15 protein-coding genes are annotated in these 14,400 nt (G+C 71.8%); 8 read left to right on the plus strand and 7 right to left on the minus strand.

The window, feature by feature from the left end; all coding sequences use genetic code 11:
• The 4 genes from FV229_RS19730 to FV229_RS19745 form a co-directional block, all read left to right on the plus strand.
• The coding region (locus FV229_RS19730) for a glycosyltransferase (protein ID WP_348644196.1) at window positions 1-2,123 on the plus strand (2,123 nt) is incomplete at its 5' end.
• The gene (locus FV229_RS19735) at window positions 2,120-3,205 is read left to right on the plus strand and encodes a glycosyltransferase (RefSeq protein ID WP_147753594.1); all 1,086 of its coding nucleotides are present in this window, start codon (window positions 2,120-2,122) and stop codon (window positions 3,203-3,205) included. The genes FV229_RS19730 and FV229_RS19735, both read left to right, overlap by 4 nt.
• A gap of 276 nt (window positions 3,206-3,481) precedes the next feature.
• On the plus strand, window positions 3,482-4,966 hold the full coding sequence (locus FV229_RS19740; RefSeq protein WP_147753595.1) for a GumC family protein: 1,485 nt from the start codon (window positions 3,482-3,484) through the stop codon (window positions 4,964-4,966).
• A gap of 19 nt (window positions 4,967-4,985) precedes the next feature.
• Window positions 4,986-5,885, plus strand: coding sequence for a WecB/TagA/CpsF family glycosyltransferase (locus tag FV229_RS19745; RefSeq protein ID WP_246688260.1), 900 nt, complete (start codon window positions 4,986-4,988; stop codon window positions 5,883-5,885).
• A 10-nt stretch (window positions 5,886-5,895) separates the two neighbouring features.
• Here the strand turns inward: FV229_RS19745 and FV229_RS19750 are convergent, their stop codons facing one another.
• The 4 genes from FV229_RS19750 to FV229_RS19765 all read right to left on the minus strand — a co-directional run bounded on the left by FV229_RS19750 (window position 5,896) and on the right by FV229_RS19765 (window position 9,207).
• The gene (locus FV229_RS19750; protein WP_147753596.1) at window positions 5,896-6,468 is read right to left on the minus strand and encodes an NUDIX hydrolase; all 573 of its coding nucleotides are present in this window, start codon (window positions 6,466-6,468) and stop codon (window positions 5,896-5,898) included.
• 55 nt (window positions 6,469-6,523) lie between these two features.
• A complete protein-coding gene (locus FV229_RS19755) occupies window positions 6,524-6,796 on the minus strand; it encodes a sulfurtransferase TusA family protein (RefSeq protein WP_147753597.1) in 273 nt (90 codons plus the stop codon).
• 62 nt (window positions 6,797-6,858) lie between these two features.
• Complete coding sequence (locus FV229_RS19760) at window positions 6,859-8,229, minus strand: glutamate--cysteine ligase (RefSeq protein WP_147753598.1); 1,371 nt, start codon at window positions 8,227-8,229, stop codon at window positions 6,859-6,861.
• Window positions 8,230-8,454: 225 nt separating this feature from the next.
• Window positions 8,455-9,207 carry a 16S rRNA (uracil(1498)-N(3))-methyltransferase gene (locus FV229_RS19765; protein ID WP_147753599.1) on the minus strand — a complete coding sequence of 251 codons (753 nt, stop codon included), beginning with the start codon at window positions 9,205-9,207 and terminating at the stop codon, window positions 8,455-8,457.
• 292 nt (window positions 9,208-9,499) lie between these two features.
• Here FV229_RS19765 and FV229_RS19770 point away from each other — a divergent pair, with 292 nt between their 5' ends.
• Window positions 9,500-9,967: a hypothetical protein gene (locus FV229_RS19770; RefSeq protein WP_147753600.1), complete on the plus strand. Its 468-nt coding sequence runs from the start codon at window positions 9,500-9,502 to the stop codon at window positions 9,965-9,967.
• A 70-nt stretch (window positions 9,968-10,037) separates the two neighbouring features.
• Window positions 10,038-10,970 (plus strand): 4-hydroxybenzoate octaprenyltransferase, encoded by a 933-nt coding sequence (gene ubiA, locus FV229_RS19775; RefSeq protein WP_246685557.1) that lies wholly within the window; start codon window positions 10,038-10,040, stop codon window positions 10,968-10,970.
• Window positions 10,971-11,031: 61 nt separating this feature from the next.
• Here ubiA and FV229_RS19780 read toward each other — a convergent pair whose 3' ends face one another.
• Window positions 11,032-11,550, minus strand: a complete 519-nt coding sequence (locus tag FV229_RS19780) for a DUF6101 family protein (RefSeq protein WP_187275211.1) — start codon at window positions 11,548-11,550, stop codon at window positions 11,032-11,034.
• 353 nt (window positions 11,551-11,903) lie between these two features.
• On the opposite strand from FV229_RS19780, the gene FV229_RS19785 reads away from it, so the two are divergent.
• On the plus strand, window positions 11,904-12,734 hold the full coding sequence (locus FV229_RS19785) for a 3'(2'),5'-bisphosphate nucleotidase CysQ (RefSeq protein WP_147753602.1): 831 nt from the start codon (window positions 11,904-11,906) through the stop codon (window positions 12,732-12,734).
• A gap of 153 nt (window positions 12,735-12,887) precedes the next feature.
• Here FV229_RS19785 and FV229_RS19790 read toward each other — a convergent pair whose 3' ends face one another.
• Entirely contained in the window at window positions 12,888-13,124 is a 237-nt protein-coding gene (locus tag FV229_RS19790) for an AsnC family transcriptional regulator (RefSeq protein WP_147753603.1), read from the minus strand.
• 185 nt (window positions 13,125-13,309) lie between these two features.
• Complete coding sequence (locus FV229_RS19795; protein ID WP_147725959.1) at window positions 13,310-13,519, minus strand: cold-shock protein; 210 nt, start codon at window positions 13,517-13,519, stop codon at window positions 13,310-13,312.
• 291 nt (window positions 13,520-13,810) lie between these two features.
• On the opposite strand from FV229_RS19795, the gene FV229_RS19800 reads away from it, so the two are divergent.
• Entirely contained in the window at window positions 13,811-14,200 is a 390-nt protein-coding gene (locus FV229_RS19800; protein WP_147753604.1) for a hypothetical protein, read from the plus strand.
• Window positions 14,201-14,400 lie beyond the last annotated feature (200 nt).

Here is a 14,400-nt window from a genome sequence, read left to right on the forward strand (position 1 = left end):
CCCCCGTCGTGACCGCCCGTTCCCCCGATCCGAACCGCAGCGCCACCTACGGTATCGCGGACTGGCCCTACGGCCGGTCCGAGGGCCTGCTTGCCCGACCCGGCAGCCTGCCGGCCGGGCGACCGTGGCCGCGCCTGCGCGTGCTCACGATCGCGTCCGGCGACGAGCCGCGGCTCGCGGACGGCGTCGCCTCGGTCGCCCGGCAGGATTACCCAGAGTGCCGGCACGACGTGGTGCCCGCCGGATCGGCGCCTTCCGACGCGATCCTCTCGGACGAAGCGGTCGACTACGTCCTGGTCCTTCCCGCCGGCGACCTGCTGGCGCCCGGCGCCCTCGCGGCGCTCGCCCTGGAGGCGGCGCTGAGCGGCGCCGGCGCGGTGGCCGGCCTGCGCGTGCTGTTCGACGGCGCCGTGACAAGCCTCGACGTGCCTTCGCTGTCGGGGGAGGACACGAGCGAAATCCCGTTCACCGGCGGCGAGGTGCTGTGGCGTCGCGATGCGCTCGCGGCGTTGCCGGGCCTCGACCTCTCCGACGCCGGCTGGGCCGCGCACGCCTGGGCGGCGGCCGGCCGAACGGCGCCCGGTTTGGCTCGCATCGGCCGGCCGGTGCTGCTGCAGTTCGATCGGTTGGGCGAACGAGAGACCGATTCGACCCTGAGTACAGATGCATTCCAGCCTGCGCCTCGCCCTCCTCCCTATGCGGTGGGAGGGATAGCGTTACGGCTTTCCCAGGATTCGTCGCAGTCCCCAACCCTCTCGATCGCCTCCCTCACCGGCACCGGCCATGCCGGTGGGGCGGGCATCGCCCATCGGCGGCTCGGTGAGGCGTTGCGGCTGGCCGGGCATCGCGTCGTGGACGTCGTGCTCGCAGACGAATCGCCGCCGGCCGCCGCGGAATGGACGGACGCGTTTCCCGTCGCCGAGGCGGCAATCGGCGCGGGCGGCCACGACCTCGTGCTTGCCGGCAACCTGCACGGGGCGACCCGGAGCCTCGCGATCGCCGGCCGCCTCGCCGCCGACCGGCCGGTCGCGCTCGTGCTGCACGACCTGTTTGCGCTGACCGGGCGCTGCGCCCATCCGCGCGGCTGCCTCCGAATCGAAACCGTCGGCTGCGACGCCGCCTGCCCGACGCCCGATGAATACCCGCAGCTCGCACGGCGGCGCATCGCCGGCACGCACGCGGCCAAGCGGGCGGTGCTCGCCCGGACTGACGGGCCGATCCTGCTCGCCAACTCGGCCTGGACGGCCGCGCGCGCCGCGGCGCTCGCGCCGCCCGGCACCGTGGTCGCGCCCCTGGCGCTGGCGTTTCCGACCAACGTCTTCCGCCCAGGCGACAGGACGGCTTTGCGTCGCGCCCTCGGCCTGCCCGCCGACGACCTGCTGATCCTGGTCTCGGCGGTGGTCCTCGACGGACCGGACAAGAACGTCGGCGACCTCGCCGAGGCCCTGCGCCGCGTCGCCGGCCCCGGCATCGGCTTCGTCGCGATCGGGCGCCTCGACCACCCGGCCCGCCTCGCCCTGCCGAACCTGTTCGCGCCGGGGCTTGTCGCCGACGAGGCGCAACTCGCCGTCTGGTACGGCGCCTGCGACCTCCACGTCACCGCGAGCCGGCTCGAGACCCTGGGCCAGACGCCGATCGAAGCGGGCCTGTGCGGCACGCCGACGCTCGCCTACCGCACCGCCGGCCTGACCACGTCGGTGATCGACGGCGTGTCCGGACGGCTGGTTCCAGTGGAGCCCGGCGCGCTGGGCGACGCCCTGGTCGAGCTGGTCGCCGACCGCGCAGGCCTCGCCCGCCTCGGCGCCTTCGCGCGAATCGCCCTGGAGAGCCGGTTCAGCCCCGCGGCCTGCGCGATGTCGCTCGACCGGGTCTTTCGCGAGCGGGGGATGGTGCCGATCCACGGCCATCGTCTGCGGTTCGCACCGGAGATGCTCGGCCAGTTTCCCTTCGCCGCGATGCCGGCGGTCGCCGCCACCGGCCTCGTCGCGGCGCCGTCCGGCCCATTCGTCCGCGGCCTGCGCCGCACCAAGCAGCGCCTGCTCGGCCGCAGGTTGCCGCTTTGGGCACGACGCGGCCTGTACTGGGCCGCCCGCCTTCGATCCCTGCGCGGAGGCCGTCGATGAACAGCCCGATCTACCTCGACCAGACCCATGTCCGCGGCCACGTCACCGGCATCGAGCGGGTCGCGCTCGACCAGTTCACGCCGGCGATGCTCGGCCGCGAGGTCCGGCCGCTTCGCAGCCGCGGCCTCCCCGGGATGATCCTCGCGCAGCAGGTCGGCCTGCCGCTGCGGGCGGCGCGCGAGCCCGACGCGCAGTTCCTGATGGCAGGCTTTCCTCCCGGCCCGCTGATGGCGCCGTTCTCGAAGCGCTGCATCCTCTGCGTCTACGACACCTTCCTCCTCGACCGGCCGCAGGACCTGGCCTGGAAGAGCCGGCTCTACATGGCCCCGGCCTTCCGCTTCGCGATGCGCTGGGGCCGGCGCTTCCTCGTGATCTCGCGCCAGACCGGCGCGGACCTGCGTCGCCACTGCGCAGACGACGCGCTGGTCGCGCTGCTGCGGCCCGGCGTGCGCGACGTGTTCGGCCTCGCCGGCCTGCCCGGCCCAGCCACCTTCCGCCCCGGCGCGCCCCTGCGCCTGCTGGCGATCGGCACGATCGAGCCACGCAAGGACTACCCGGCCGCGATCGCGCTCACGGCCGCCCTGAACCGGGCGGGCGTGCCCGCCGAGCTGCACGTCGTCGGCCGCCTCGGCTGGGGCCGCCACGCCTTCCTCGACGACCCGCCGCCGTTCCTGACCTGGCACGGCTATGTCGGCGACGAAGCCCTGCGGGCGCTCGCCGGAAGCGCCCACCTCCTGCTCTCGACCTCGAAGGCGGAAGGGCTCGGCCTGCCGTTGCTGGAAATCCAGCACGGCGGCCTGCCGGTGGTCGCGCCCGACGACGCGGTGTTCCGCGAGGTGCTCGGCGAATCCGGCCTGTTCATCCACCCGTCCGACCCGGAGGGCTCCGCAGCCACGCTGATCGAGGCCATGCGCTCCGGCCGGCTCGGCCAGGCCGCGACGGATGCGCGCGCGAACGTCGCGCGCTGGAATCGCCTCGCATCGCGCGATGTGGACGCCTTCCGCGCCTACCTCGTGGAGGGCGCCTCCGCCTACGGACCCGACAGCCTCGTTCCGCCGGCGGCGGTCAGTTCCGAGGCTTGATCGCCGAGACGTGAGCCGGACTACGTATTGAAGGTCGAACCGTCGTATCGTTAAGCATGAAACCGTATCGGCAGCTTCCGAAGCCCGGTTCGGACTTGTCTATAAGGCGACGGGAAAGGTTTTGCTTGGCCGTATGAGGTCGGCGCGCGGTCCGCGAATTGCTGAGATGCTGTCGAACAGTGCGGGCGCCCGCCGCTCCCTGTTCAAGGCGGGACAGGACCGCTCCGATACGGGATCGACCCGACGCCATGCCGGGTACGTGAGGGACAGAGACCGATGTTCGATTTCTCGACCCCCGTGCGCGGCGAGCCGGTGGACGTGACCCTGCCGCCGGGCTTCTCCGATCGGACCGACGCGGGCACGATCCTGCGCCGCCTGTGGCGGGGCGCGAGCTTCATCGTCCTCGGCGGCCTGTTCATGGTCGCCGCCGCCGTCGCGTTCCTCGGACTGCTCACCCCGGTCTACACCTCCAGCATCCAGATCCTGGTCGACCCTTCCGACCTTCGCGTCGTCGACAACGACGTCAGCGCGCGCACGCCCCAGGCCGACAGCGGCGTGTCGCTCGCCGAGAGCCAGACCAAGGTGATCCAGTCGGACAACGTCCTGCGGCGCACGGTCGAGAAGCTCGACCTCGCGCACGACGACGAGTTCGCCAAGCCCGATTCCGACAACCCGACGATCGTCTGGCTGCGGACCGCTCTCGGCATGCTGCCGCCCCCCGGCAGCCGCGACCCGGTCAACGTCGCGATCGACACCCTGCAGACCAAGACGACCGTGCGCCGGGCCGAGCGCACCTTCGTGATCGACGTGCTGGTCCAGTCGCGCGATCCCGCGAAGGCGGCCAGGATCGCCAACGCCATCGGCGACGCCTACTTCGCGGAAGAGGCCGGCGCCCGCACCGAGGCCGCGCGCCGCGCCTCCGACGCCCTGAACGGCCGCCTGTCGAGCCTGCGCCGCGACGTCGAGCTCGCCGAAGGCAAGGTGCAGAAGTTTCGCGAGGATAACAACCTCGTCGCCTCCAGCGGGCGCCTGCTCACCGACCAGCAGCTCGGCGACCTCAACCAGCAACTCGTCACCGCCCAGATCAAGACCGCCGAAGCGCGCTCGCGCTTGGAGCAGGCCCGCAAGATGAAAGCGGGCGACGCCAGCACCGCGCTGCCGGAGATGCTGCAATCCCTCGAGATGCAGGCGCTGCGCCAGCAATACGCCACGCTGTCGCGCAACACCGCCGAGCTCGCCACCCGCCTCGGCGAGCGCCACCCGGCGATGGCCGAGCAATACGCGCAGCAGCGCGACCTCCAGCGCCTGATCCAGCGCGAGAAGGAGCGGATCATCGAGACGACGCAGAAGGATTACGATCGCGCCGCGGCGAGCGAAGCCGCGATCCGCAAGAGCCTCGACCGGGCCAAGGCCGAGACCGTCACCAGCGACCGTGCCAACGTCGGCCTGCGCGAGCTGGAGCGGACGCTCGAATCCCGCCGGGGCGTCTACGAGACTTATCTCCGCCGGTCGCGCGAGGCGAGCGAGCAGGAGCGGCTGAACAGCATCAACGTCCGAATCATCTCGCCCGCCGTCCCCGCTCGCGTCCGCACCTGGCCGCCCTCGCCGAAGGTGGTTCTGCCGGTGGCGCTTCTGGTCGGAATCCTGCTGGGTGGAGCCATCGCGCTCTCGCTCGGGGCCGCCCGCGACCGGCGCAAGGACCGCAACGAGCGCCGTGCCGCGCATGTGTCGCCCCGAAGCTTCCGGGCGGCCGATGCTTGAGGTCGGAGCGGTCCATCTCGTGGACGACAGAACGGTGAAGGCGGCGCGCTTCGATGCGCGTGTCGCATTACCCGGCGCCCGGGCCGCCCCCGGCACGAACCCTTCGCTCGGGCGCGGCCCCGACGCCGCGCCGGAACCCATCATGGATCGCGGCATCGAGGTCGGCACGGCCTGGGGCATACGGATGTTCGGGCTCGACTTCGCCGCCGGTCCCGCGGCCGGCATCCTGGCGGCCACGGCGCTGCAGGCGTCTGACGGGCCGCGCCTCGTCGTCACGGCCAACATGGACCACATCGTCCTGCTGTCGGAGAACGATGCGTTCCGGCGGGCCTATGACGCCGCCGCGGCGCGGACGTTGGACGGCATGCCCTTGGTTTGGCTCGCGCGGCTGCGCGGACAGCCGGCCGCCCGCGTCACCGGCCACGACCTCCTCGCGCACGCGCTCTTTGCCGGTCCGGCGGGGCAGCGCGTCTTCCTCGTCTGCTCCAAGGACGCGGTCGCCGACGCGATCCGGGATCGTTTGGTGCGGTCGGGCTACGACCCCGCGGCGGTCGCCACCTGCGTCCCGCCCTTCGGCTTCGTCGACGACGTGGAATACGGCCGCGCGCTGTCTGCCCGCATCCGCGAACATGGCACGACCCTTCTGGTGATGGGCGTCGGCGCGCCGCGTTCCGAGATCTGGGTGACGCGCCAGGGCGCCGCCCTCGGCACGCCAATCGTGCTGGCGGTCGGCGAGGCGGTGAACGTCGCCGCCGGGCTGGTGCGTCGGGCACCGGTCGTGCTGCAGCGTGCGGGCCTCGAATGGGCGTTCCGCTTCGCCCTGTCGCCCCGGCGGCTGTTCCACCGCTACTTCGTGCGGTCTTGGCGCTTCATCGCGCTGGTCCGTCGCGACCTCAAGGAACGCGACGCGGCCGCCTGAACCGGCCGCCTCAGGCGGCGGCGAACAGGTGCGGGTGGCGCAGGCGCAGGGCGAAGACCAGCGTCAGCGTCTTCATGTCGGCGATCTCGCCGCGGTCGCTCCGGGCCGCGAGGTCGTCGAGCGCGACCTCGTGGACCGTGATCGCCTCGTTCTCCTCGGCGAGCCCGCCGCCGGGCCCGGACCGGTCGGCCGCGGAAAAGGCGGCGAGGAACAGATCCATCCGCTCGGTGGAGATGCCCGGCGCGGTCCAGGCGCTGACCACCCGCTCCAACGCGGTCAGCTCGACGCCGGTCTCCTCGTAGGCTTCGCGGCGGGCGCCCTCCTCCGGGTCGCCCTCGTCGAGGATGCCCGCCGGCGTCTCGAGCATGTCGAGCGGGCCCTCGGCAAAGAACACGGGCGCGCGGAACTGCGAGACCAGAAGCGCGACGCGGCGGGTGGGATCGTAGGGCAGCACGGCGACCGCGCGTCCGTGATCCTCGATCTCGCGGGTGATGCGCGTGCCGTCCGGCATCGTCACCTCGGCGACGAGGAACCGGGCCCAGCCGTCATGAACGAGGCGCGTCCCGCGGATGATGGGTACCATGCCTGTGGATCTTCCTGATCGAGCCGCGTCGATCCTGTCCTAGGCGGGGGATCGTTCAGGAATGAGGCGGCTTCGCGGAGTCTCCGGGGCACGCGGCCGGTCCGCGCCGGATCGAGAAGCACGTCGCGGCGCCGACCCGGTCCAGGGCTTCGAGGGTGTCGCCCTCCTCGCGTACCAAGTTCGGGATGTCGAGCGAGGCCAGCGGATCGGTACAGGTCACCCGCAGCAACGCGCCGGGGGCCAGGCTCCGCAGCGCCTTGCGGGTGCGCAGGACCGGCAGCGGGCATTTGAGCCCGGCGAGGTCGAGGTCGATCGCTGCGTCCGACATGCGAGGCGCCCCGGCGAGGATGGCGCCGACTTGGTCGAGGGACCGGGTCGGAGCCTAAGGGACTACGCGAACCGGCACTCCGTGAAGCTCGGGTCGACCGAGCGCTTCCACGGACCTTCGAAGTCGGCGAGCCGGTCCTCGGCATGCGAGCGGCCGGCGGCGACGATCGCCTCCAGCGGCTGAAGGTAGATCGTCTCGTCCCGACCCGAGGCGTCGCGGCGGGCGCGGGCCTTGAGGCCGGCGCGGGCGATGGCGAGCGCTTCGGCCGCGACCGCGCCGAGGCTGCGGCGGGGAACCGGCGTGGCGAGGCCCGAGCGCGGGACCGTGGCGCGGATCGCCTCCCGCTCCGTCGCGCTCCAGCCGGAGACGAGGTCGAGGGCGGCGTCGAGCGAGGCCTCGTCGTAGAGCAGGCCGACCCAGAACGCGGCCTGCGCCGCGATCATCCCGGCGTCGCCGACGTCCGCGCCGCGCATCTCGAGGAAGCGCTTGAGCCGGACTTCCGGGAAGGCGGTCGAGGCGTGGTTCGCCCAGTCGGAGACGGTGGCGTACTCGCCCGGCATCTGCGCGAGCTTGCCGGCCATCAGGTCGCGGAACGAGGCGCCGGAGACGTCGTGGTAGGTGTCGCCGCGCTTCACGAAATACATCGGCATGTCGAGCAGCCAGTCGACGTAGCCCTCGTAGCCGAAGCCTTCGTCGAAGGCGAAGCCCAGCATGCCGGTGCGGTCGGGGTCGGTGTCGCGCCAGATCTCGGAGCGGCGCGACAGGAAGCCGTTGGGCCGCCCGTCGGTGAAGGGGGAGTTGGCGAACAGGGCGGTCGCCACCGGCTGCAGCGCCAGCGAGGCGCGGAGCTTGCGAACCATGTCGGGTTCGGAAGCGAAGTCGACGTTGACCTGCACGGTGGCGGTGCGCAGCATCATGTCGAGGCCGAGGGACCCGACCTTCGGCATGTAGCCGGCCATGATCTTGTAGCGGCTCTTGGGCATCGCCGGCGTCTCGGCCCGCGACCATTTCGGGCTCATCGCGAGGTCGAGGAAACCGATGCCGAGGCCGTCTGCGACGCGTTTCGTGGCGGCCAGGTGCTCGTCGAGCTCCGTCGCAGTGGCGTGCACGTCGGCGACCGGCGCGCCCGAGAGCTCGAACTGCCCGCCCGGCTCGATCGAGATCGCGCCGCCGGCCTGCCCCGCGAGGCCGATGACGTGGCCCGCGTCGAGAATCGGCTCCCAGCCGGTCTCGCGGCCGACGCCCTCGAGCAGCGCGCGGATGCCGCGCTCGCCCGCATAGGGAACGGGTTCGCGGGTCTCGACGTAGAAGGGGATCTTCTCGTGCTCGGTGCCGATCGCGAAGTCCGCGCGCGGCTTCTCGCCGGCGGCGAACCAGTCGATTAGTTCGACACGCGTGGTGAGCGGTGTCGTGTCGGACGTATCGCGCGCCATGCGCTGCCTCGCCAAGAAATCATGGGCTGAACTCGGGAAGCGCGCCGGCCGTCTGGAAGAGAGCGATGCGGTCGTGTTCCGTCGCCGGGATGGCTCGTGCATAGTCCAGGGCGCCGGACACGACAACGCGACCCTAAGCTTCCCTGCCCCACATCGGCGGCCAATCGCCCGGCGCCGAGGCCGTCCCGAAGTGCCGATGTGCGCAGGCGCACGCCGGCGGGCGGGTCACCGCGCGTCGCCGAGCACGGCCTGGACCAGGGCGAGGGCTGCGACCATCGCGGTGTCGGCCCGCAGGATGCGGGGGCCGAGGGAGAGCGCCACGGTGTTCGGCCGCGCCAGGATCGCCGCGCGCTCCTCCGGGGCGAACCCGCCTTCCGGCCCGATCAGGACGGCGAGCGGCACCGGGACCGAGGGGTCGGCGGCCGCGCGCAGGGCCGCGACCGGGTCGGCGATGGGTGCGTCCTCGTCGCAGAACGCCAGCAGCCGCTCCGGGCCGAGGTCGGCGAGCGCCGCGGGCAGGCGCGCGGCCTCCATCAGGGTCGGCACGGCGAGGATGCCGCACTGCTCCGCCGCCTCGATCATGTTGGCGTGCAGGCGATCGGTGTTGAGGCGTTCGCCCTGGGTGTAGCGGGTCAGGACCGGGCGGATCGTGCCCGCCCCCATCTCCACCGCCTTCTGGGCGAGGTAGTCGAGCCGCGCGCTCTTCAGGGGCGCGAACAGGTAGTGCAGGTCGGGCGCGACGGTCTGCGTGCGTGCCTGGTCCACGACGGTGAGGTGCGCGCTCTTGCGGCCCGACGGAACCAGGCTCGCCCGCCACTCGCCGTGCCGTCCGTTGAACAGCAGCACCGGGTCGTCCGGCTGGCGGCGCAGGACGTTCAGCAGGTAGTTCGCCTGCGCCCGGTCGAGGGGGAGGTTCGCGCCCGCGAAGAGGTCGTGCGCCACGTGGAGACGGGGCGCGGTGAAGTCGTAGGCGGCCATCCGGGCTCCGTCGCGTGCGCATGCGCGGCTGTCAACGCCTGGACAGGATCGACGATGTTGCCGAAACACCACGAGCCCGGGTTTTCGAAACGTTGCCCAGCCATGTCGGCGCCGGCCCGTTTGCGGCTCGATTGACGCCACATTCCTATGGCGAAGCGGAGCCCGGATCAGTCCGGGCCGTCCGTACCGCAGCGCGGCCGCCATCCGGATCAAGACGACATCCGTCGACGCTGCGTGCCACGCCGACGGCGCTTCACCCGCGACCGGGGCGGATCTCCAGGGAGTCGAGACCATGCGCATCAAGACCTACGGACTGGCCGCCGCCCTGGTGGTCGGTAGCTTCGCCGCCAGCACCGCCGCCTTCGCCCAGGGCGCCGAGTGCGGCACGATCCAGACGACGCTCCAGACCCGCAAGGACCTCGTCTCCCGGGCGAACTCCGCCTCCACGGCGAAGAAGAAGATGACCCCCCAGGAGGCCTGCGCCCTGTTCGGCAAGCTGCAGGCCAACGGCGTCGAGGGCATGAAGTGGATCGCCGCCAACAAGGAGTGGTGCTCGATTCCCGATTCGTTCGCGGAAGGCTTCAAGGCGGACCACACCAAGGTCGTCGGCATCCGCACCAAGATCTGCGGCATGGCGGCTCAAGCCACAAAGATGGAGGCGCAGGCCCGCGCCCAGGCCCAGAACGGTGGCGGCGGTGGCGGCCTGCTCGGCGGCCCCGGCCTGACCGGCCAGTTCAAGATGCCGCAGGGCGCGCTCTGAGGCGGATGCGACGCAGCCTCCGCCCCACGCGAACCCGATCGCAGGCCTCGGCGTGAACGCCGCGAAGGCCGTGGAACCGCCCGTCGCCGACGCCGTCACCGGCCACTGGGTCGACCGGCTCGCGCCGCGGGCCGCGCGGCCCTTCCTCCGGCTCGCGCGGATCGACCGGCCGATCGGCTGGTGGCTGCTGCTGCTGCCGTGCTGGTGGTCGACGGCGTTGGCCGCCACCCATGCCGGCCTGCCCTGGCCCGACCCGCGCCACCTGCTGCTGTTCCTCGTGGGCGCGGTGGCGATGCGGGGGGCCGGCTCGACCTACAACGACATCGCCGACCGCGACCTCGACGCCCAGGTCGAGCGCACGCGCTCCCGCCCCCTGCCCTCGGGCCAGGTGAGCACGCGGGCCGCGGCCGCCTTCCTCGCCGTCCAGGCGCTGGTCGGCTTCCTGGTGCTGATCCAGTTCGACGCCTTCGCGATCGGCGTCGGGCTGTGCTCGCTGCTGCCGGTGGCGATCTACCCGTTCATGAAGCGGGTGATGTCGATGCCGCAGCTCGTCCTCGGCCTCGCCTTCTCCTGGGGCGCGCTGATGGGCTGGGCGGCGCTGCTCGACCAGGTCGGCGTGCCGGCGCTGCTGCTCTACGCCGGCACCATCGCCTGGGTGGTCGGCTACGACACGATCTATGCGGTACAGGACATCGAGGACGACGAGATCGCCGGCATCCGCTCGTCGGCGCGGTTCTTCGGCGCGCGGCTTCGGCTGGCGGTCGGCGCCTGCTACGGCGCGGCGGTGCTGCTGATCGGCTTGGCCGCCTACGGGGCCGGCGCCGGGCTGCTGGGATGTCTCGGCGTCGCCGCCTTCGCGGGCCATCTCGGCCGCCAGGTCCTGCGCCTCAAGGCGCGCGACGGGCGCGAGGCGCTGGCCTTGTTCCGCTCGAACCGCGGGGCTGGCCTGATCCTGTTCGCGGGGCTTGCCGCCGACACGATCAACCAGGGCTGGCCGGGCTAGGCGATCCTCGTGTGCGGCGGATGATGGCCGGCTCTCGGGCGAGGCGCCCGGGGGGCGTCGCTTACGAGCGGGCGATGATCTCGTTCTCGCCGCGGTGGATCTGCGGGCGGATCGGGAGGCGGCCGGTCTTGCGGCGCACGAGGAAGCGCGGGCGGCGATCGCCGAGCGAGCCGTGGCGGCGGCGGATGCGGGTCTTGCCGAGCATCAGGCGGCCGACCTGGGCGGCGACCACGGCGAGCACGCCGTCCTCACGCACGATCATCCGCGGCAGGCCGGTGCGGGCGGCGAGGTCGCGCCAGATCGCGACGACCTCGTCCTCGCAGAACGGGCCGAGGCTGGCCAGGACGGCGCCGGCGGCGTCGACGAGACACAGCGCGAACCGGTCCTCGCCGCAGCTCTCCGCCTCGTCGGCGGCGAAGGAGAGCGCGATGCCCGTGGGCTTGATCCCGGTGGCGCCGAACACCGGAAGCGCCGAGGCGGCGAAGGCGAAGCCGGCGGGCGCGGCGCCGTCCCGATCGGAGCGGACGGTCTCGGCAAGATGATCGGTCGCGGTCCGGTCCATGGTTTCGAAGGTGTTCATCGGTCCGCCGTCCATTTGCAAGTGGCGACCTGCTGGGGTCGTCCGTTCTGCCAAGAAGATTGGCGTCTAACCTCCCCACGGTGCCTTAAGAGTGAGCGTTAAGCGATCGTGGACATCGCCTTCCCGTCGGGAATGCTCAATGGTTCCTTGCCGCGATCGGTGAGTTTTTCCGTTATCGCCCTGCGGCCTCGGCATCCTTGTGGCGCTTTCGAGCAGACCCTACAACGGTGCCGTCGCGCTCCGGCGCGTCGCTCCCCCGTCGCGCCCGGCAACGACCCGCACGTCGCGCCGGCGCGCGGAGCGGTGCGAGCCGCGATGCCGACCCCTTGCCCCATCGCCCGACACGGACCGCCATGACCGACCCGATCTCCGCGGACTTCGTGCACGCCCTGATGCCGGACCTGCGCGAGGCCCTTCGCGAGGCGGCCTCCCTCGCCCTGCCGTTCTTCAAGGAAGGCGGCCACACCTCGGCGAAGATCTGGTCGAAGGCCGGCGGCTCGCCGGTGACGGAGGCGGACGTCGCCGTCGACACCTTCCTGAAGATCCGGCTGAGCCAGATCGTGCCGGAGGCGGCGTGGCTGTCCGAGGAGACGGCCGACGACGCCGAGCGGATCGGGCACGACCTCGTCTGGATCGTCGACCCGATCGACGGCACCCGCGCCTTCCTGTCCGGCCACAGGGACTGGTCGATCGCGGTGGCGCTGCTGAAGGCCGGCGAGCCGGTGGTCGGCTTCGTCAACGCGCCGGCGCTCGGCCATGATTACGAGGCGATCCGGGGACGCGGCGCGACGCGCAACGGCGCCGCGATCGCCGCCGCGCGCGACGCGGCGCTTCCGACCGCCCGCGTCACCGGCCCGAAGCCGATGATCGATCGGTTGGAGCGCGGGGTCTCGCGCGATCGGGCCGACCCGGCCTTCGACCGGATCGACCGGATTCCGTCGCTGGCTCTGCGGGTGGCCCGCGTCGCCGAAGGCTCGGTCGACGTCGGGCTGGTGTCGTCGGACGCGCGCGACTGGGATCTCGCGGCCGCCGACCTGATCCTGCGCGAGGCCGGCGGGTCGGTCTGCGACATGGCCGGCGTCGCGACGGTCTACAACCGCCCCGATCCGGTGCACGGCGAGCTGATCGCGGTGCCGCACGGCCTGCGCGACGGCGTCGTCGCGGCCTGGGCCAAGGGCCGGTAGCGGCCGCCGAGCGAGAAAGCGGTCCCGAAACGCGAAAGAGCCGCCCCGGTCGGACCGGGATCGGCTCATTGCTGTGGGTCTAAGGCTGTCCCTCGCCGGCTGGCGTTCGTGCCTGGCGGTCACCCGCTCTCGGCCGTTCGCCGCCGCGGGCGATCAGGCGTGGGCGGCTTCGCGCAGCGCGAGAGCCGCCGGCGCGAGCCCGAGGCGCTCGGCGAGATGCCAGCGCAGTTCCCGGGGCGAATGGTAGTTGTAGGAGCCATCGATGAGGTGGGAGAGGTCGAGGGTCGGGGCGTCCGACGTCGCGCTCTGCCTGATGCGTCCCACCTTGAAGGTCGCCGAATCCGTGACGGGCGACCGGACGCTACGGCGTCGGGTGTATTCGAACAACATGGTGTGTGTTTTTGTCTTCCGATTGACCGGGTTTGCTCCGCAGCATGGCGGGCCCGGCTCTGTTTCTAAGCTGTGGCGATTAAGATTTGGTTTACCTTGACCGTCCGGCGCAACCGTTCCCGAGGGATGGCGGCGTCGGATGGTTTCGACCGTGTCACGGTCGCGTGGATGGGAGACCGATGGCCTCAGGCAGCCTGGAGGTTGCCGGCGGCGTCCTTGCCGCTGCGCTTGTCGGTGAGGATCTCGTAGGAGACCTTCTGACCCTCGATCAGGTTGCGCATGCCGGCGCGCTCGACGGCCGAGATGTGGACGAACACGTCCTTGCCGCCGTCATCCGGCTGGATGAAGCCGTAGCCCTTGGTCTCGTTGAACCACTTCACGGTACCGGTATTCACGTAAAGAACCTCGTATCGACGATGGGTCGAGCCGTCCCGCTCCTGAGAACGCGACCGGATCGACTGACTTCTAAGTCTGGTATGGGTGGCAGGGCATCGGGCATGAGACCCGTAACCGGCGTCCGTCCCAGGGTTGAGCCCCCCACAACCCTATCTAAGGGTTGCCTGCGGCCGCAACAAGGCAGGGGTGCAGCATCTCGGCGAGGGCCGGCGAAACCGGGTCCGTGGCCGCTGGGATTTTCGGGTGCCGCGGTGCATATAAGGGTTCGCGTTCAGGCTTTTAGGCGATCCATGGCAGGTATCTCGGTTTCGTTGGAAGGGGCCAACATCCAGCTCTCCTTCCAGAAGGACGATCAGGCGACCGCCGTCGTGATGGATGCCCGCGCCGCCCGCGCCCTCGTGCGCGCCGTCGGCCAGTTGCTCACCGCCATCGACGAGCCCGAGGAGGCCGACATGGCCGACGAGATGGGCGACGAGGACATCGCGATGCTCGACGTCACCTCCTCGGCGATCGAAGTCGGCACCGATGACCAGGGCCAAGCCGTCGTCGCCTTCCAGGCGGGGGCCCTGCCGCCGTTCCAGCTGCGCCTGACCGACGAAGAGGCCCGTCACGTGGCGACGAGCCTCTCCGAGATCCTCGCGGCGCCGCGCGACGTCAGGGCGTCGCACGGCGGCCATTGAGTCGTCCTCACATCTGAGTCGTCCTCACATCCGGACGCCGGGGTCCGTCGGGGCGCCGGGGAACACGTCCGGCTCGGAGCCGGGGCCGCCCGGTTCGCCGATGCCGGGGTCGTTGACTGGATAGGGCGTGCGCGGCCCGGTCGGGCCGATATCGGGCAGGTCGTCCGGCGGAACGGGCGGCGGAAGGTCGCCGGGGGTGG

This window comes from Methylobacterium sp. WL120 (assembly GCF_008039465.1).
Taxonomy (GTDB): Bacteria; Pseudomonadota; Alphaproteobacteria; order Rhizobiales; family Beijerinckiaceae; genus Methylobacterium; species Methylobacterium cerastii.